We start from the raw sequence: 17,311 nt of genomic DNA, 5'->3' as shown, positions 1-17,311 counted from the left end.
GGTCTCCGATGTACTCGAGGTGCAGGGTCAGGGAACGGACGGCAGGTCGATGCCGTCCAGGTCGGCCTTGATCTGGAGAGCAAGGTACTTGTTGTAGATACGGGCGAGGGTGAGATTGCCGCCGCTGAACCAGAATCCGTCGTGACCGGAACGTCGCCACACCGACCGGATCTCGCCCTCGTCGTCGAGACCCCAGACCGGTCCGCATTGGTCGGCGACGGCGTCGCCCAGGATGCGGCGGGCAGTGTCGAGGATGCCCCGGAACCCGGTGGCGAACACAACGGTGTCGGCGGGTACGACGGTGCCGTCCGACATGACCACTCCCTCGGGAACGAACCGTTCCACGGTCTTCCCTGCGACCAGTCCGATCGACCCGTCGGCGACGAGCCGGGACGCTCCGACGTCGATGTAGTAGCCGCCGTTCCGGGTGAGGAAGAGGTCCATCGCTCCGGTCCCGCCGTCGCCCAGGTGATGCCGGAATCCCCGGGCGCTCAGGGCATCGAGCAGGTCGCGATCGATGTCGGCCATGGCCGCGACGGCGGTGCGCAGGCCGTCGACGAATCCCTGGTCCCGCCGCGCGAACGACGCACCGACGAGGTCGGCGATCTCGGTGGGCGCGGTGTTCTCGCCGTAGGCGGGTTTCAGCATGACGTCGACCACGGTGGTGCCGCCGACGACGTAGGTCGGACCCCGCTGGACGAGGGTCACGTGAGCGCCGGTGTTGTACAGGTCCTGGGCGATGTCGTGGCCGCTGTTCCCGGTGCCGATGACGACGACATCACGGCCGCTCCGTCGTGGGTCCGTCGTGTACCGGCCGGAATGCAGCAGCTCGCCCGCGAATTCTCCGGTCCCGGGGATGTCCGGTACGAGCGGCTCGGTGCCGCTCAGGCCGGTGGCCAGGACCACGTGCTGCGGGCGCAGCACCCGCCGTTCGCCTCCGCGGTCGAGCAGCACCTCCCACCGCTTCGTCGCGGGATCGTACGAGGCGCTCACGAGTTCCGTGCGGGTCCACACGTTCAGTTCCAGGGCTCGGGCGTAGATGTCGAGCCAGTCGCCCATCTTGTCCTTCGGTGTGAACACCGGCCAGGTGGGTGGGAACGGCATCATCGGCAGATGGTTCGACCACACGGGGTCGTGCAGCACCAGCGAGTCGTAGCGGTTGCGCCAGTTGTCACCCACGCGCTCGTTGCGCTCGACGACGAGCGCGTGGACGTTCATCGCCCCGAGGTAGGCGGCGAGCCCGAGACCGGAATGTCCTGCGCCGATGACGAGGACCTCCGGATCCCGTTCGGTGCACTCGCTCGCGAGGAGCCGACGATCACCCCAGTGGACGGTGACGCGTTCACCGGGTTCCGGGGCGCCGTTCGGACGGCGTTCTCCCACAGCCGGTTCGGCCCCGGAGAGACTGTCGAGCGTCGTCAGGACAGCCGTCGCGCGCCAGCGGCCCGCGTCGTCCGGGGTCAGTCGCGCGACGCCACGGACGTGTCCGAACCGGATGGTGAGGCGGAAGAGCAGCTGCACGACCGGCGGGCCCTCGCCTGTCGGCAGCAGCGCCGGTGGCACGGAGGAGTCGAGCGCTTCGTCGCGGACCTCGAGATCCGCCGCGCCGGTGAGCAGCGGGCGGATCGCCGATTCGCCGTGCAGGCTGCGCAGATCGCCGGTGAAGGCGAGCAGGTCGCGCCACCACGCGTCGGTGGCGAGTGCGTCCGGGTAGTCGTCGGCGTTTCCCGATCGGAGCGCACCGGCGAAGTCCGCGAGCCAGCGTTCGGCGACCGCGTCGGGGTGGGCGGGATCGAGGCGCGGTGTGTCGAGTCGAGCAGTCATGTGGTCTCCCGTTCGTCCGGCCGGGTCAGCGGAGGGTGTAGCCGGCGTCGACCTTCAGTTCGGTGCCGGTGACGTACCGGGCCTCGTCGGAGGCCAGGTACAACACCGCGTTGGAGATGTCGATCGGCTCGATCCACGGCACGGGCAGGACGTTGGTGGTGGCGAAGACCGGTGCGGCCTGTTCCTTGGTGGGATGTTCGACGTCCGGGAGGAACAGCCGGAAGCAGGCCTCGTTGAGGATCATGTCCGTGGCGACGCCGGTGGGATGCACGGTGTTGACGCGGATGCCGTGCGGACCCAGTTCCAGTGCGAGCGTGCGCATCAGGCCGACCACGGCATGCTTGCTCGCGGTGTAGGGCGCGACGTTCGGCGTGCCCTTCAGGCCGGCGGTGGAGCTGGTGATGACGATCGACCCCCCGGTGCCCTGTTCGATCAGGTGCGGGGTGACGGCCTTGCACGTGTGCCACACGCCCTTGAGATTGATGTCGAGGACATCGTCCCAGTCGCGTTCGCTCACCAGGTGTGTCTCGTCGCCGAAGAGGAAGATGCCGGCGTTGGCGGCGACGATGTCGATCCGGCCGAGCTCGGCGATGCCCTCGTCGACCACGGCTTTGACGGCGTCGAAGTTACGGACGTCGGCCTTGCGGGCGATGATCCGGCGATCGAGTGCCTCCACGGCGCGCACCGTCTCGGCCAGGTCGTCCTCGGTGGCGCCGGGGTAGAAGCGGGTGACGCTCTCGATGTCCTCGGCCACATCGAGAGCGACGATGTCGGCGCCCTCCTCGGCGAGGCGGATCGCATGGCTGCGTCCCTGGCCGCGGGCCGCGCCCGTGATGAAAGCGACCTTACCTGCTACCCGTCCTGTCATAGCTGCTCCTTCGGGGGCCGCCGACGGGCCCGATCCGCCGTCAGCGGTAGGTGTTCCAGGTGGGAGCCGACTCCGGATAGTCGGCCTCGGTGTATCGGGTCTGGGGCCACCGAATCCGTTTGGTGGTACGGAAACTCGAGCCCATCGACTCGAACGGTACCGCGTACATGAACGACACGGCGCGTCTTTCGAAAAGCCAGGTGCCGTCCCGGCGCACGTATCGGTCGCGGTACCGGAACGCGGTCATCATCAGGGTGTCGTGGACCGCGAGTTCGGCGTGGCCGGTCATGATTCCGCTTGCGTGCGAGTCGTCTTCGATCGTGACGAGGTGGATCTCGGGTGTGTGCAGCATGGTGTGGTAACGGTCCATGCTGGAGACGTAGAAGGGGCGGATCTGCTCACGGCCGCGCAGTTCGGTGCCGGCGACCTCGAAGACACCGTCCTCGGTGAACATCGACAGCACGGTATCGATGTCGTGGTCGTCGACGGCCAGGGCGTAACGTCCGGCCAGGTCCCGGATCTCGTCCTTGGCGACGAGGCGGCTCAGGGCGGCGGAATCGAGGTCCGCGAGTTTCGAGGCAGTCATCGGCTCTGTTCCTGTCGGAGGTACACGGATCGGGCCGGGACGGAGTGTGGACCCCCGTCCCGGCCCGTGCGCCGGGCGCGAACACTCCCGGGGAATCGCGTGTGCCGATCTAGTCGTCGTACATGATGACGCCGCGAATGTTCTTGCCCTCGCGGAGATCCTTGAACGCGGTGTTGATGTCCTCGAGCTTGTAGGTCTTGGTGACCAGCTCGTCGAGCTTGAACTCGCCACGGCGGTACATGTCGGCGATGAGCGGGATGTCCCGGCGCGCCGTCGTGGTGCCGTACAGGGTGCCCTGCAGGCGCTTGCCCGACATCGCGAAGGTGAACAGGTCGAACGGCACGTCGCGCTGGGTGACGGGAGCGGCGGCGGTGAGCACCAGGGTGCCGCCGCGGCGGGTCATCTCCTGCGCCGGGTTGAGCAGGTGCCCGTAGGCGATGTCGACGGTGATGATGACGACGTCGGCGCCCTGCCCCTCGGTGAGCTGGTCGACGACCTCTCGGCACTGTTCGAAGTTCTCGGTGGTGTGGGTGGCACCGAAGATCTTGGCCTGGTCGCGCTTGTACTCGACGGGGTCGATCGTGACGATGTTCTTGGCGCCCTTGTGCCGGGCGCCCTGGACCGCGTTCATGCCCACACCGCCGGTGCCGATGACGACGACGGTGTCCCCGAGCTGGATGTCGGCCGCGTAGACGGACGAGCCCCAGCCGGTGGGGACGCCGCAGCCGATCAGTGCGGCCTTGTCGAGCGGGATGTCCTTGCCGATCTTGACGCACGAGTCGATGTTGACCACGACGTACGGGGAGAAGGTGCCGAGGTAGGAGAACGGGCCGACGCCCTGGCCCCGGGCGTGGACGCGGTGGGTGCCGTCGGGGGCGAAGCCGCCGAGCACGCCGGCGCCCATCTCGCACATGTTGGAACGGCCGATGGTGCACATCTTGCAGTGGCCACAGGACGGCAGGAAGGACAGGACGACGTGGTCGCCGACCTCGAAGCCGGTGACGTCGGGGCCGAGCTCCTCGATCACGCCCGCACCTTCGTGCCCGCCGATGATCGGCGCCCAGTCGAGAGGGATATCGCCGGTGTCGACGTGGTCGTCGCTGTGGCAGATGCCGGAGGCGGCGAGCTTGACCCGCACCTCCCGGCTCTTCGGGGGATCGATCTCGATTTCCTCGACGCTCCAACCGGACCGGGTTCCCGGCTCCCACAGCAGCGCTCCGATGGTCTTCATGGCTTCTCCTCGTGACGAACGGGGGTGAAGGCGCGAGCGGCGGCCGGCGTAGGGCGCCGGCACGGGCTCGACGGTGTTGATCGCTATGCATGCATGTGATCGCTATCACCATAACCATATGCATGGATATAAGCAATAGCGGTGTCGTCGGAGTTCGCCGGACCTCGGGAACCGGGCCGCCGGTCGCGAATCGGCCCGGAAACACGGCGGGCCCGCGCCGAGACGATGCTCGGTGCGGGCCCGCGGGGTCCGTGTCGCCGGACGGCGGCGACAGTGGTGTTCAGCCGCCGAGCGCCTGGTTCCAGGGCAGGACCTGGCTCAGGAGTTCGGGGAACTTGCGCTCGGCGTACCGGACGTATTCGTTGATGTGGTCGCGCATCCGGTCCTCGGACAGGTCCGCGTCGTGCGAATGCAGCGCCTCGTAGATCTGGAGGTGCGCCTTGAGGGTCGTCTCCCGCAGCGGGGCGGGGTGGTCGACGCCCATCACCGTGCCGCCGGTGATCCGCAGCAGCGCGTCCGTCAGGTAGCCGAAGAGCGCGTTGCCGGTGGACCAGGCGATGACGTCGTGGAACTGCTTGTTCGTCTCGAGGAACGTGTCGATGTCCGCCGTGTCGAACGACTGCTGCATGCGGTCGACGGACTGCTTGAGCTCGAGCAGGTTCTCGTCGCTGATCCGCTCGGCGGCCAGGCGGCAGATGACGGGCTCGAGGGCGGTGCGGGCCTCCACGATCGTGCTGAGCGAGGCGTTCTGGAGCTGCATCAGCAGGATGATGGTGCTCGCCAGATGGGACGCGTCCGGATCGAGGAGGACGGGACCGCCCTTGGGCCCCGGCTTGAGGGCGATCATCCCCTGGAACTCGAGCAGCCGCAGTCCCTCACGGAGGGTGCCGCGGCCGATCTGGTACTCCTCGAGCATCGCCTTCTCCGGGGGCAGCAGGTCCCCGGGCTGCAGACCTTTTCGCGCCGTATCCCGGACGATCTGCTGGGCGACCACCAGCGATGTCTTCGGGCCTCTCGACATTGCAGCCACGGAACCTCCTTAGCCTCGTGGCCTCCTGACTTCCGGGAAGCGGAGGCTGTCACGGCGCAGCGGGTGCTCGCCGTGTCGGCGGATCGGGCGGGCAACTTCCCCGGACGATCCGAATTGTGCACTGTACTCATTGTGCACGCGATTGTGCACATTGATGTGCACCATTATCGAACGTGTGCCTATTCGGCGGGCGGGAACTGCGGCTTACGCTTTTCCAGGAAGGCCTGCGCACCCTCGATCATGTCGGCGCTGCCGATCGCCTGGACGAGCATGCCGAGCCCGTTGCTGAACGAGTCCCGGGCGGAGTTCCACCAGATGTTCGAGCTGACCTTGGTGATCTCGAGGTAGCGCGGGCTCAGGGCCTCGAACTCGCGGCACAGCGAGCGGACGGATTCCTCGAGAAGCTCGTCGTCGACCACCTCGTTCACCAGTCCCATCTCGTAGGCGCGTTCCGCCGGGTAGCGCCGGCACAGCAGCGACAGTTCCTTGGCGCGCTTCTCGCCGATCTGGACCCCCATCACGTTCGTGGCGCCGCTGACCGGAGAGCTGCCGACGCGGGGACCCGTCTGACCGAATGTCGCCGAGCGGGCGGCGACGGCGAGATCGCAGGCCACCACCAGTTCGTTGCCGCCACCTGCCGCGGCACCGTTGACGGCCGCGACGACCGGGCGGGGGCAGGTGCGGATCGCGTCGAAGAGTTCGAGCGATGAACGGTAGAGACCCCGCAATTCCTTGACGGTGGGCTGGCTGAGCTGGCCGAGCGAGCCGCCGGCGCAGAAGCTTCCCCCCGATCCGGTGATGACCACCGAGCGGTACTCGGTGGCCTCGTGGAGCGCGTCGACCATGACAGCGCACATCTCGGCGTCGAAGGCGTTGCGGCGCTCGGGCCGGTTGAGCCGGATCCACAGGCTGGAGTCGACGGATTCGAGAACGACGCTCGTGGTGGTGGAGGTGGGGCTGCTCATGGGAACTCCTTCGGTCGAGGTTCACGGTTCGGCTCGGCGGGGTACGAGAGAGGCGGGGTGTGGGAGGGGCGGGGGCCGGCGGGAGTGTCTCTTCGCCGGTAAGGAGCCAAGACACGAACTGTACGTTATAATCGTTAGCATTATTTTGGCCCGTCGGGAAGTGGGGAGTGTCCGATCCGGACAGAGTTCCCGAACCGGCAGGTGCTCTCGGGAGGAGAAGGCGCGATGATCACAGGACGGGCGCCGAAAGCTGCCATGGTGGTGGCGCAGCACATCATCAGGGACGCGACCAGGCAGAACCTGGCGGCGGGCGATCTGCTGCCGTCGGAGCGGGTCATGCTCGAGAAGTACGAGATCGGCCGCGGCACGCTGCGGGAAGCCCTGCGGCTGTTGGAGTTTCAGGGGGTGATCGCCCTCAAGCCCGGCCCCCGGGGCGGGCCGGTGATACTGGATCCCGATGCGTCCCACCTCGCGAGTTCGCTCATCCTTCTCATGCAGCTCAAGGACGCGCCGTTCAGTGTCATCATCGAGGCGCGCACCGCCCTCGAGCCGATGATCAGCCGCCTGGCTGCCCAGCGCATCAGCGGGGAGACACTGGTCGAGCTCAAGGAGACCATCGACCGGATGCACGGTTCGCTCGGCGATCAGCACGAGTTCCTCGAGGCGAACAAGAACTTCCACGATCTGATCGCCTGGTCCTCGGGTAATCCGCTGTTCGGGTACATGGTCGATTCGCTGCTCGGAATCATGGACGGCACTGCGATCGGGATCGACTACCCACCGCACCGGCGCGAGGCGATCATCGTCGCGCACACCCAGATCTACGAGTCGCTCTCGCAGGGGGACCCGATCGGATCCGAGGAACGCATGCGCGACCACATCAACGCCTACCGGAGGTACGCGCAGCGCAAGTACCCCGACCTGCTCGAACAGGTCATCCAGTGGGACCGCGCCCTGGGCTGAGGCGCACGGCCGCACACGGAGGAAGGGGCCCCGGGTCGAACCCGGGGCCCCTTCCTCCGTCGTGTGCCGGCCGCTCGGAAGGCGTCGTCACTCGGTGACGACGGAGATCGCACGCTCGGGGCAGGACGCGGCGGCCTCGCGTGCGGCGTGCTCGTTGGCCGGGTCGTCGCCCCCGGGCAGGACGTACGCGTGGCCGTCCTCCTCGCGCAGCGCGAAGACCTGCGGGGAGGTCATGAAGCACAGCCCGTGGCCCTGGCAGTGGTTCTCGTCGACAACAACCTTCATCGGTCGCTCCTTCCGTCATCCGGATATCGAGGATGCCAGCTCGTTGAACATTTGATTTGATAGCCGGGCTGGCGGTGTGATCTACACTACTATATCATCTGTTATAACCATTAGCAGGAGATGCCCGATCCGACGCAGGAGGGTCCACGCGATGGACAGCCGCAATCGTTGCCCCGTCATCAACTTCGACCACAATTCGCAGGAGCACTCTGCCGATCCGGTCGCCTCGTACCGCAAGGTCCGCCAGAACGAGCGAGTCGCCTGGACGGAGGCGCACGGCGGGTACTGGGTGCTCAGCGACTACGACTCGGTCTTCGAGGCCGCCCGTGACGACGAGACGTTCTCGTCCGCGCGCAACGAATATGGGGGAGAGGGCCTTTCGGTCGTCATCCCGAAGACGCCGATGCACTTCCACATCCCCATCGAGCTCGATCCCCCGGAGTTCCGCAAGTACCGCAAGATCGTCAACCCGATCACCGCGCCCGCGGCCGTCGAGCGGATGAAGGCGCTCGTCGACCGCCACACCGCCGGGTTCATCGACAGCGTGATCGAGGACGGGCAGTGTGACCTCACCTCGGTCATCTCGGTTCCCTCCATCGTGACGGTGGACTGGCTCGGTCTCGACCTCGCCGACTGGAAGCGCTATTCCCACGCGCACCACCAGGCGCTCGCCGGCATTCCGGGAAGTGACGACTACCGCCACGCGATGGAGGTCGACTTCCCGTACCTGGGCGACCGCATGCGCGAGACCATCCGGGCCCGTCGCGAGAACCCCACCGACGACATCATCAGCTACCTCGTGCAGCAGGAGGTCGACGGTCGTCCGCTCAACGACTTCGAGATGTACTCGATCGTCGATCTGCTGCTCGCCGGCGGTGTCGGTACCACCGCGTCCCTGGTGAGCCAGGCGCTGGTGTGGCTCGCCGAGCACCCGGCCGTGCGGCAGCGGCTCATCGACGATCCGAGCCTGATGGACCACGCCGTCGAGGAGTTCCTGCGGTACTTCTCGCCCACTCAGGCGCTCGCCCGGACCGTCACCAAGGACACCGAGTTCCAGGGCTGCCCCATGAAGAAGGGCGATCGGGTGCTGCTGTCCTGGTCGTCGGCCAATCGCGACGAGAAGCTCTTCGACAACCCGGACGAGATCGACATCGAACGGTGGCCGAACCGGCACACCGCATTCGGAATCGGCGTACACCGTTGCGCCGGATCGCATCTCGGCCGCTACATGTCCAAGACGCTCATCACCCAGATTCTCGAGCGGATGCCCGACTACGAGGTGGACTTCTCCGCGCTCGAGCGGTACCCGCATCAGGGCACCAACATGGGCTGGCAGCGGATCCCGGCCACCTACACGCCGGGCCCGCGCGTGCTGTCGGACTACACCTTGTACTGAGTTGTACCGAGCGCACCCACCGCACCATCCGATTCATCGACAGGACAGGGGAACGCCGTGTTCAACGGCCGAAGAATCGTCGTCGTCGGCGGCGGCCTCGCCGGGCTCCGCACGTGTGAGGCGTTGCGCGCCGAAGGCTTCGACGGCGAGCTCGAGCTGATCTGTTCCGAGCCCACCCCGCCGTACGACCGCCCGCCGCTGAGCAAGTCCGCACTCCTCGAGGCGCAGGACACCACGTTCGACGTCGACTACGCGGCGCTCGGCGTCGAACTGCGCCTCGGTGTCCGGGCCCGGGCGCTCGACACCGCAGCCCGGGCGGTGCACACCGATGCCGGCGCACATTCCTACGACGCGCTGGTCGTCGCGACCGGGGCGGCCCCGGTCTCGCTGCCCGGGGCGGGCCGGCAACTCGTGCTCCGCACCGCCGCGGACGCCGAGCGTCTCCGCGCCGAGCTGCGCCCGGGAGCCCGCGTCGTTCTCGTCGGTGCCGGCTGGATCAACGCCGAGATCGCCACGACCGCACTGTCTCTCGGCTGCTCGGTCACCTGCGTGGAAGCCGGGTCCCGGCCGCTCGCGGGTCCGCTGGGCGCGCAGGTCGCCGAACGGCTGCGATCGTGGTGGGACGGAGTCGATCTGCGCTGCGGCACCGGCGTCGGCGAGGTCACGACAGACGGGCTGACACTGGACGACGGCACCGCACTGCCGGCGGACGTCGTCGTCACCGGTATCGGAGTGCGGCCCGACGTGGGCTGGCTGACCGGATCGGGACTCGAGATCGATCGCGGGGTCGTCGTCGACGAGTCGCTGCGAACCGCCGACCCGGCGGTGTTCGCCGTCGGAGACGTCGCGATGCGCTGGTCGCCCCGGTTCGGAACGCGACTCGGGGGTGAACACTGGGACGAGGCGCGCACCGGGCCGGCGACGGTCGCCGGCGCGCTCCTGCGACCGCAGTCGCCGCCCGTCTTCGACCCGGTCCCGTACTTCTGGAGCGACCAGTTCGGACACAAAATCCAATTCGTCGGACACAGAAGCGAATCCGACGATATGGTGTTCCGCGAGGGTGCGGACGGCAAGTGGGGTGCGGCCTGGTTCGATGCCGCCGGGCAGCTCACCGCGCACCTGAGCGTCGATTCCCCCCGGCACATGGTGCAGGCCCGCATGGCGATCGACCGCCGTGTCGTCGTGGATCCGGACGAGATCCGGGATCTGTCGGCGCCCCTGCAGGCGCCGGCCCCGGCAGCGAAGTAGTACTCCCATCCCATCCAGCGAGTCGCCGTGGCGAGAGTCCGCGGTCGAGTGGAGGAACACAGCATGACCACAGCCACTCCCATCCAGCTGAAGAGCTACGACAAGCTGTTCATCGGCGGATCGTGGGTCGAGCCGTCCAGCGACGCGGTGATCGAGGTGATCTCCCCGATCAACGGCGAGGTCATCGCGACCGTGCCCGAGGCGCGCGAGGCGGACATGGACCGCGCCGTCGCGGCGGCGCGCAAGGCGTTCGACGAAGGTCCCTGGCCGCGGATGACGCCCGCCGAGCGGGCGGAGATCCTCGTGCGCGTCGGGAACGAGGTGAAGAAGCGCATCCCCGAGATGGCCGAGGCCTTCACCCTCGAACTGGGCGCCCCCGCAGCGGTTTCCACTCTGTTCCACCAGAACGCCGTCGACATGTGGGACGACGCGGCCACGTTCCACGAGCGCTTCGCGTTCGAGGAGGAGCGCACCTGGAAGGGCGGGCACGGCAAGATCGTGCGTGAGCCCATCGGTGTCGTCGCGGTCGTGGTCCCGTGGAACGGTCCGGTTGCGACCGGCTCGCTGAAGATCTCGCCCGCACTCGCCGCGGGCTGCACGGTGGTGCTCAAGCCGGCCCCGGAGGGCCCCGTCACGATGATGATGCTGGCCGAGGCGCTCGACGCCGCCGGTCTGCCCGAAGGCGTCATCAGCGTCGTGCCGGCAGGACGGGAGGTGGGTGACTACCTCGTCAGCCACCCGGACGTCGACAAGATCAGCTTCACCGGCAGCACGGCGGCCGGCCGCGTCGTCATGAGCCGGGCCGCCGAGCGGATCAAGCGGGTCACCCTCGAGCTGGGCGGCAAGTCTGCCGCGATCATCGCCGACGACATCGACCTGGACACCTTCCTGCCCGGCATGGTGTTCGGCGGCATCGGTCACTCGGGGCAGGTCTGCGCCGCCCTCACCCGCATCATCGTCCCGCGCGAGCGCCAGGAGGAGGTCGTCGAGGCGATCAAGGCGGTGATGGAGAGCGTGAAGGTCGGTGATCCCCGTGACGAGGACACTGTCCTCGGCCCCCTGGCCGCCGAGCGTCAGCAGACGCGGGTGCTCGACTACATCGAGATCGGCAAGAAGGAGGGTGCCCGTCTGGTGACCGGTGGCGGCAAGCCCGCCCACCTCGACCGCGGGTGGTACGTCGAACCGACCCTGTTCGCGGACGTCTCCAACGACATGCGCATCGCGCAGGAGGAGATCTTCGGGCCTGTGCTGGTGGTCATTCCGTTCGATTCGATCGACGAGGCCGTCGCCATCGCCAACGACTCGGACTACGGCCTCTCCGGCTCCGTCTACGCGAAGGACGAAGAGCTGGCCCAGAGCATCGCGCGACGGGTGCGCACCGGCCAGATCTCCGTCAACGGCTACGCGATGTGCGTCGTGCAGCCCTTCGGCGGCTACAAGCAGTCCGGTCTCGGCCGCGAGGGCGGCATCGAGGGCTTCGACGCGTTCTTCGAAACCAAGCTGATCCAGCTTCCCTGACCCACGACGAAAGCGAAGGACCCGATATGACTGCGGTTTCTCCCGATCTCGCGCGCCGCGCGGAGGACGTGATGTACGCGTACGCGACCGCCGTGGACGAGGGCGACCTCGACGCCCTGCGCGCGCTGATCACCGACGACGTCTCGATCACCCAGAACGGCAAGGAGGATGCGGGCCCGGAGGAGTTCCTCGGCGTCTACCGTGCCTTCGCCGAGTCCGGCGCGGAGTTCTCCCGCCACGCGATCACCAACGTCCGCGTGTCCGACGAGGGCGACGGCCGGGTGCGGGTCGACGCGTACTTCGAGGCCACGGTGGCCGGCCCCGAGGGCACGCAGCGGCTGTACGGGCGCTACGCCGACACGTTCGCCGAGCGTGAAGGGACACTGCTCATCGAACGCAAGCGCATCACCGTGGACCGCGTGCTGGACCAGCCGGCCTCCGCGGCGGCGTACGCGCCGTACTGATCGAGCCGAACAACAGGGAAGGGCGGCGATTCGACGAATCGCCGCCCTTTCCCATGTCCTGGGGGCCGTCCTACGGGCGACCGCCGTGGGTGGCGCCGACGCGGGTGGCGAGCAGGCTCGCGTCGCGCGTGTGACGACGGGCGGCCTCCGAGGAGTTCGGCGCGGCGCAGGCGTAGAGGGTGTTGCCCTCCGGGCCGCCGAGCATGCACGCGAACACCCCGGTCGGGAACACGACCTCGCCGGTGATCGCGCCACCCTCCTCGACGCGGATGACCCGCCGATTGAGGGCGTCGGCGACCCACACCGCACCGTCGCTGTCGAGGCAGATGCCGTCCGGCGCGACCGCCGCGGCGCTCATCGCGGCCTTGACGGAGTCGGTGGGCAGGTCCGGACCGAACGCGGCCCAGGTGCGCTGCCCGCCGAGCCGGCCGTCGGAACCGATGTCGAACGCAGTCAGCTTGTTGCCCATGCTTTCCGCGACGATCAGCGTGCCGGTGGGGGTGATCACCATGCCGTTGGGGAAGCGGAGATCCGAGGCCTCGACGGTGAAGGACCCGTCGGGCGCGACACGGACCAGGTTGGCCGGCGCGATCGGGGTGTCGCGCTTGAACTCGAAGCCGAAACTGCCCACGTACGCGGTGCCGTCCTCGGCGACCACCATGTCGTTGAGTTTGCCGGTGGCGACCGACGAGAGGTCGGCGTGGACGACGATCTCGCCGTCGTGCTCGCGGCGCATGATCCGCCCGGACTCCATCGCGGTGATCAGCAGGCGGCCGTCGGGCAGCCAGCCGAGGCCGGACGGCTCGTCGCCGGGGAGGGTGGCCTCGACGGTCACCGCACCGTCGGCGCCGATCGAGATCACCTCGTGCCGATAGAGATCCGAGACCCATACCCGTCCGTCGTGCCAGCGGGGGCACTCGAGGAAGGCACGGTCGGAGACGACGGTGTCGATGGGGCTCTGCAGCGCGGTGTCCTGGTTTCCGGCAGTCATGGTCGGTGGCCTTCCGTAGTAGATGCGGGGAGATGCCCCCGGAACTCTCGCTTCCAAGCTAGACCAATCATGCGCATAGATAAAGGCCCTAGCGCGCCGGTATTGCAAATAATCATGCGTATGGTTATGGTGATGTGCATCACTCGCTGGGCGCCGACTCTGCGCATCCGATCGGGAGTCGTCGACGTCTGTCGAAACCCATGCCGCACACGAAGGAGATGCCATGGCCCTCGACCCGGCCACCACCGCGTTTCTTGCCGAGATGGCGAAGGCAGGCGGTCCGCCCCTGCACGAAATGGCCCCGCAGGAGGCCCGCGCGATGAGCGAAGGCTTCACGCCGCTCTACGGCGACGGCCCGGAGATGACCCGGGTGGAAAACCGCACCGTGCCGACTCCGGACGGTCACCAGCTGCCGATCCGGCTCCTGGTGCCGACCGACAACGCCCGCGGCGTCATCGCCTACCTGCATGGTGGGGGCTGGGTGGTCGGGAGCCTCGACGGGTACGACACGCTCGGCCGTCAGCTCGCCGAGCGCACCGGCTGCGTCGTCGCCCTCGTCGACTACCGGCTCGCTCCCGAGCACGTGTTCCCGTCCGCCGCCGACGACGCGTGGACCGCGGTGCAGTGGCTCGCGGCGAACCGCGCCACCTACGCGGCCGCGGACGCCCCGCTGATCGTGGGCGGTGACAGTGCCGGCGGCAACCTCGCCGCGGTGGTCGCGCAGCGCGCCGCCCGGGAGAACGGTCCCGAACTCGCCCTGCAGTTCCTCGCCTACCCCGTCATCGACTGCGACTTCGACACACCCAGTTACCTCGACCCCGCGAACGAGCTCATGCTCACCCGGGACGCAATGGTGTGGTTCTGGGACCTGTACGTGCCCGAGGCGAAGGACCGCACCCGCTGGGAGGTCGCCCCGATCAACGCGAAATCGTTCGATGGTGTCGCCCCGGCCGCGGTGCTGATCGCCGAGCACGACGTCCTGCACGACGAGGGCCGCAAGTACGCGCAGGCGCTCCGCTCGGCCGGAGTGCCACTGCGCGAGAAGGTGTTCACCGGGCAGATGCACGGATTCTTCCAGTTCGTGAACATCCTGCCGGGCGCGAAGGACGGCATGGACTACGTCGTCGAGGCGGTCGAGGACGTGCTCGCCGGCGCGGACATCGCCCGATGAGCCCCGATCGGACGGAGATCGGCATGGGCACCGATCGGACGGAGATCGGCATGGGTACCGAGAACCCCGCCGAGGAGTTCGACGCGATCGTGGTCGGTGCCGGCTTCTCCGGCATCTACATGGTGCACCGGCTGCGGGAGATGGGGCTGACGGTCCGCGCCTTCGAGGCCGCCGACGGTGTGGGCGGCACCTGGTTCTGGAACCGCTATCCCGGCGCTCGATGCGACTGCATCAGCATGGAATACGCCTACACCTTCTCGCCCGAGCTGATCGACGAGTGGGAGTGGACCGAGCGCTATCCCGCCCAGCCGGAGATCCTGCGTTACCTGAACTTCGCCGCCGACAGACTCGACGTGAAGAAGCACTTCCGGTTCCGGACCCGGGTCGACTCGGCCCGGTTCGACGACCACACCGACCGATGGACGATCACCACCGACTCCGGTGACGTCGCCGTCGCCAAGTACTTCGTGACCGCGGTCGGCTGTCTGTCCACGTCGCAGACGCCGGACTTCCCGGGCCTGAACAACTTCCGCGGTGCGACGTACCACACGGCCGACTGGCCACGCGAGGGCGTCGACTTCACCGGCAAGCGGGTCGGGGTGATCGGCACCGGTTCGTCCGGCGTCCAGGTGATCCCGCTCGTCGCCGAGCAGGCCGAGAAACTGACCGTGTTCCAGCGGACTCCGGCGTTCAGCCTCGACTGCGGCAACCGCCCCCTCACCGAGGACGAGAAGCGGGAGTTCAAGGAGAACATCGAGACTTTCAAGGCGACCTCGAAGACCACACCGTCGGGCCAGTACACCGACACCCTCGAGGTCGGCGCGCTCGACCACTCCCCCGAGGAGCGGTGGGCGGTCTACGAGGAGCGGTGGAACCGGCACCGGGCGATCGACCTCATCGCCGCCTACCCCGACCTGTTCACCAACCGGGAGGCCAACGAGACCATCGCCGAGTTCTTCCGCAGCAAGATCCGCGCGGTGGTGCAGGACCCCGAGCTCGCCGAACACCTGTCACCGCGGACCTATCCGCTCGGTGCCAAGCGGATCACGCTCGACACCAACTACTTCCAGACCTTCAATCGGGAGAACGTCGAGCTCGTCTCCCTCCGCGAAGCGCCGCTCGAGGAGTTCACGGACAAGGGCATCCGGGCCGGGGGAACGGAGCACGAACTCGACGCGGTGATCCTCGCCACGGGGTTCGACGCGATCACCGGTCCGCTGCTGAAGATGGACATCTCCGGTGTCGGCGGCGAGACGCTGCGGGAGAAGTGGCAGGACGGACCCGTCACGTACCTCGGGATCGCGGTCGACGGGTTCCCGAACATGTTCATGCTCACCGGTCCCGGAAGCCCGAACGTGCTCACCAACGTGGTGTGCGCGATCGAGCAGCACGTGGAGTGGACCGCCGACTGCATCGAACGTCTCGAGCAGCGCGGCGCCCGCCGGTTCGAGGCGCTCGAGCCGTATACGCACGATTGGACCGAGCTCAACAACGAACTGGCGAAGGGCACGCTCTATCCCGAGGGCAACTCGTGGTACACGGGCGCCAATGTGCCGGGCAAGCCGCGGGTGATCATGTCCTACGTCGGTGGGCTCAACACCTACCGCGAGATCTGCGACGACGTCGCGGCCGAAGGCTATCGCGGTTTCGCCATCAAGTAACGGGAAACGGCAACGGCAGGACGCGCACTCGCGGCTGCGTGCCGCGGCGCGTCCTGCCGTCGTTTCCGAGGTTTCCGACGACGAGGAGTTGGTGGTGTCGCAGGGTCTGAAGTTGGGGTACAAGGCGTCGGCGGAGCAGTTCGGGCCGCGGGAGCTGGTGGAGCTGGCGGTGCTGGCGGAGGAACACGGGATGGATTCGGCGACGGTGTCGGATCATTTCCAGCCGTGGCGGCACAACGGGGGGCATGCGCCGTTCTCGTTGGCGTGGATGACCGCGGTCGGTGAGCGCACCTCGCGGCTGCAGTTGGGGACCTCGGTGCTGACCCCGACGTTCCGGTACAACCCGGCGGTGATCGCGCAGGCGTTCGCGACGATGGGGTGCCTGTATCCGGGGCGGGTGATGCTCGGGGTCGGCACCGGGGAGGCGCTCAACGAGATCGCCACCGGGTATGCGGGGGTGTGGCCGGAGTTCAAGGAGCGGTTCGCGCGGTTGCGGGAATCGGTGGCCCTGATGCGCGAGCTGTGGACCGGGGAGCGGGTCGACTTCGACGGGGAGTACTACACCACGAAGGGGGCGTCGATCTACGACGTGCCCGCCGGCGGGATCCCGGTGTACATCGCGGCGGGGGGTCCGGTGGTGGCGCGGTATGCGGGCCGGGCGGGGGACGGGTTCATCTGCACCTCGGGTAAGGGGATGGAGCTCTACACCGGGAAGTTGTTGCCGGCGGTGGCCGAGGGTGCGGGCAAGGCCGGGCGGGACGCCGGGGCGATCGACAAGATGATCGAGATCAAGATCTCCTACGACACCGATCCGGAGCGGGCGCTGGAGAACACCCGGTTCTGGGCGCCGTTGTCGCTGACGGCGGAGCAGAAGCACAGCATCGACGATCCGGTGCAGATGGAGGCGGCGGCCGATGCGCTGCTGATCGAACAGGTGGCCAGGCGGTGGATCGTGGCGTCGGATCCGGACGAGGCGGTGGAGAAGGTCGCGGCGTATGTCGACGCCGGGCTGAACCATCTGGTGTTCCACGCGCCGGGGCACGATCAGCGGCGCTTCCTCGACCTGTTCGAGAAGGATCTCGCTCCCCGCCTGCGGGCGCTGGCCTGAGG

16 protein-coding genes are annotated in these 17,311 nt (G+C 67.9%); 8 read left to right on the top strand and 8 right to left on the bottom strand.

Translation table 11 applies throughout. The features are described from left to right. Positions 1–27: 27 nt before the first annotated feature. The 6 genes from KZJ41_RS26235 to KZJ41_RS26210 form a co-directional block, all read right to left on the bottom strand. On the bottom strand, positions 28–1,824 hold the full coding sequence (locus KZJ41_RS26235) for an NAD(P)/FAD-dependent oxidoreductase (RefSeq protein ID WP_050036065.1): 1,797 nt from the start codon (positions 1,822–1,824) through the stop codon (positions 28–30). Between the two features lie 25 nt (positions 1,825–1,849). Further along, complete coding sequence (locus tag KZJ41_RS26230; protein ID WP_050036064.1) at positions 1,850–2,692, bottom strand: mycofactocin-coupled SDR family oxidoreductase; 843 nt, start codon at positions 2,690–2,692, stop codon at positions 1,850–1,852. 40 nt (positions 2,693–2,732) lie between these two features. Beyond that, complete coding sequence (locus KZJ41_RS26225) at positions 2,733–3,278, bottom strand: SgcJ/EcaC family oxidoreductase (protein ID WP_006934081.1); 546 nt, start codon at positions 3,276–3,278, stop codon at positions 2,733–2,735. Between the two features lie 109 nt (positions 3,279–3,387). Then, the gene (locus KZJ41_RS26220) at positions 3,388–4,509 is read right to left on the bottom strand and encodes an NDMA-dependent alcohol dehydrogenase (protein WP_006934078.1); all 1,122 of its coding nucleotides are present in this window, start codon (positions 4,507–4,509) and stop codon (positions 3,388–3,390) included. A gap of 280 nt (positions 4,510–4,789) precedes the next feature. Further along, complete coding sequence (locus KZJ41_RS26215; RefSeq protein WP_251551053.1) at positions 4,790–5,530, bottom strand: FadR/GntR family transcriptional regulator; 741 nt, start codon at positions 5,528–5,530, stop codon at positions 4,790–4,792. Positions 5,531–5,718: 188 nt separating this feature from the next. Further along, complete coding sequence (locus KZJ41_RS26210) at positions 5,719–6,504, bottom strand: enoyl-CoA hydratase/isomerase family protein (protein WP_006934075.1); 786 nt, start codon at positions 6,502–6,504, stop codon at positions 5,719–5,721. A gap of 225 nt (positions 6,505–6,729) precedes the next feature. On the opposite strand from KZJ41_RS26210, the gene KZJ41_RS26205 reads away from it, so the two are divergent. Beyond that, positions 6,730–7,467 (top strand): FadR/GntR family transcriptional regulator, encoded by a 738-nt coding sequence (locus KZJ41_RS26205; protein WP_029546537.1) that lies wholly within the window; start codon positions 6,730–6,732, stop codon positions 7,465–7,467. 87 nt (positions 7,468–7,554) lie between these two features. On the opposite strand, the gene KZJ41_RS26200 is transcribed toward KZJ41_RS26205, so the two are convergent. Continuing rightward, positions 7,555–7,752 (bottom strand): ferredoxin, encoded by a 198-nt coding sequence (locus KZJ41_RS26200; protein WP_003938422.1) that lies wholly within the window; start codon positions 7,750–7,752, stop codon positions 7,555–7,557. 151 nt (positions 7,753–7,903) lie between these two features. On the opposite strand from KZJ41_RS26200, the gene KZJ41_RS26195 reads away from it, so the two are divergent. From KZJ41_RS26195 to KZJ41_RS26180, 4 genes are all read left to right on the top strand, one after another. Further along, positions 7,904–9,148: a cytochrome P450 gene (locus KZJ41_RS26195; protein WP_006934071.1), complete on the top strand. Its 1,245-nt coding sequence runs from the start codon at positions 7,904–7,906 to the stop codon at positions 9,146–9,148. 57 nt (positions 9,149–9,205) lie between these two features. Next, complete coding sequence (locus tag KZJ41_RS26190; RefSeq protein WP_006934069.1) at positions 9,206–10,396, top strand: NAD(P)/FAD-dependent oxidoreductase; 1,191 nt, start codon at positions 9,206–9,208, stop codon at positions 10,394–10,396. A gap of 63 nt (positions 10,397–10,459) precedes the next feature. Beyond that, positions 10,460–11,914 carry an aldehyde dehydrogenase gene (locus KZJ41_RS26185; protein ID WP_203329803.1) on the top strand — a complete coding sequence of 485 codons (1,455 nt, stop codon included), beginning with the start codon at positions 10,460–10,462 and terminating at the stop codon, positions 11,912–11,914. Between the two features lie 26 nt (positions 11,915–11,940). After that, positions 11,941–12,378 (top strand): nuclear transport factor 2 family protein, encoded by a 438-nt coding sequence (locus tag KZJ41_RS26180; RefSeq protein ID WP_029546535.1) that lies wholly within the window; start codon positions 11,941–11,943, stop codon positions 12,376–12,378. A gap of 70 nt (positions 12,379–12,448) precedes the next feature. Here KZJ41_RS26180 and KZJ41_RS26175 read toward each other — a convergent pair whose 3' ends face one another. Further along, positions 12,449–13,369 (bottom strand): SMP-30/gluconolactonase/LRE family protein, encoded by a 921-nt coding sequence (locus KZJ41_RS26175; protein WP_251549868.1) that lies wholly within the window; start codon positions 13,367–13,369, stop codon positions 12,449–12,451. A 223-nt stretch (positions 13,370–13,592) separates the two neighbouring features. Between KZJ41_RS26175 and KZJ41_RS26170 the strand changes: the two genes are divergently transcribed. From KZJ41_RS26170 to fgd, 3 genes are all read left to right on the top strand, one after another. Continuing rightward, positions 13,593–14,540, top strand: coding sequence for an alpha/beta hydrolase (locus tag KZJ41_RS26170; RefSeq protein ID WP_029546533.1), 948 nt, complete (start codon positions 13,593–13,595; stop codon positions 14,538–14,540). A 50-nt stretch (positions 14,541–14,590) separates the two neighbouring features. Beyond that, positions 14,591–16,201: an NAD(P)/FAD-dependent oxidoreductase gene (locus KZJ41_RS26165; RefSeq protein ID WP_251551044.1), complete on the top strand. Its 1,611-nt coding sequence runs from the start codon at positions 14,591–14,593 to the stop codon at positions 16,199–16,201. Positions 16,202–16,295: 94 nt separating this feature from the next. Next, positions 16,296–17,309 carry a glucose-6-phosphate dehydrogenase (coenzyme-F420) gene (fgd, locus tag KZJ41_RS26160; protein ID WP_251549865.1) on the top strand — a complete coding sequence of 338 codons (1,014 nt, stop codon included), beginning with the start codon at positions 16,296–16,298 and terminating at the stop codon, positions 17,307–17,309. The last annotated feature ends 2 nt before the right edge of the window (positions 17,310–17,311 follow it).

Origin of the sequence: Rhodococcus sp. 11-3 (assembly GCF_023704055.1) — a bacterium.
Classification (GTDB): domain Bacteria; phylum Actinomycetota; class Actinomycetes; order Mycobacteriales; family Mycobacteriaceae; genus Rhodococcus; species Rhodococcus aetherivorans.
This window is presented reverse-complemented; position numbering and strand designations above follow the sequence as displayed.

What these genes read in the sequence shown, in the direction of transcription:
- KZJ41_RS26235 (WP_050036065.1), bottom strand. Translation starts at nt 1,824, where the DNA reads ATGACTGCTCGACTCGACACACCGCGCCTCGATCCCGCCCACCCCGAC.
- KZJ41_RS26175 (WP_251549868.1), bottom strand. Translation starts at nt 13,369, where the DNA reads ATGACTGCCGGAAACCAGGACACCGCGCTGCAGAGCCCCATCGACACC.
- KZJ41_RS26225 (WP_006934081.1), bottom strand. Translation starts at nt 3,278, where the DNA reads ATGACTGCCTCGAAACTCGCGGACCTCGATTCCGCCGCCCTGAGCCGC.
- KZJ41_RS26180 (WP_029546535.1), top strand. Translation starts at nt 11,941, where the DNA reads ATGACTGCGGTTTCTCCCGATCTCGCGCGCCGCGCGGAGGACGTGATG.
- KZJ41_RS26215 (WP_251551053.1), bottom strand. Translation starts at nt 5,530, where the DNA reads ATGTCGAGAGGCCCGAAGACATCGCTGGTGGTCGCCCAGCAGATCGTC.
- KZJ41_RS26195 (WP_006934071.1), top strand. Translation starts at nt 7,904, where the DNA reads ATGGACAGCCGCAATCGTTGCCCCGTCATCAACTTCGACCACAATTCG.
- KZJ41_RS26165 (WP_251551044.1), top strand. Translation starts at nt 14,591, where the DNA reads ATGGGTACCGAGAACCCCGCCGAGGAGTTCGACGCGATCGTGGTCGGT.
- KZJ41_RS26210 (WP_006934075.1), bottom strand. Translation starts at nt 6,504, where the DNA reads ATGAGCAGCCCCACCTCCACCACCACGAGCGTCGTTCTCGAATCCGTC.
- KZJ41_RS26205 (WP_029546537.1), top strand. Translation starts at nt 6,730, where the DNA reads ATGATCACAGGACGGGCGCCGAAAGCTGCCATGGTGGTGGCGCAGCAC.
- KZJ41_RS26230 (WP_050036064.1), bottom strand. Translation starts at nt 2,692, where the DNA reads ATGACAGGACGGGTAGCAGGTAAGGTCGCTTTCATCACGGGCGCGGCC.
- KZJ41_RS26200 (WP_003938422.1), bottom strand. Translation starts at nt 7,752, where the DNA reads ATGAAGGTTGTTGTCGACGAGAACCACTGCCAGGGCCACGGGCTGTGC.
- KZJ41_RS26185 (WP_203329803.1), top strand. Translation starts at nt 10,460, where the DNA reads ATGACCACAGCCACTCCCATCCAGCTGAAGAGCTACGACAAGCTGTTC.
- KZJ41_RS26220 (WP_006934078.1), bottom strand. Translation starts at nt 4,509, where the DNA reads ATGAAGACCATCGGAGCGCTGCTGTGGGAGCCGGGAACCCGGTCCGGT.
- KZJ41_RS26170 (WP_029546533.1), top strand. Translation starts at nt 13,593, where the DNA reads ATGGCCCTCGACCCGGCCACCACCGCGTTTCTTGCCGAGATGGCGAAG.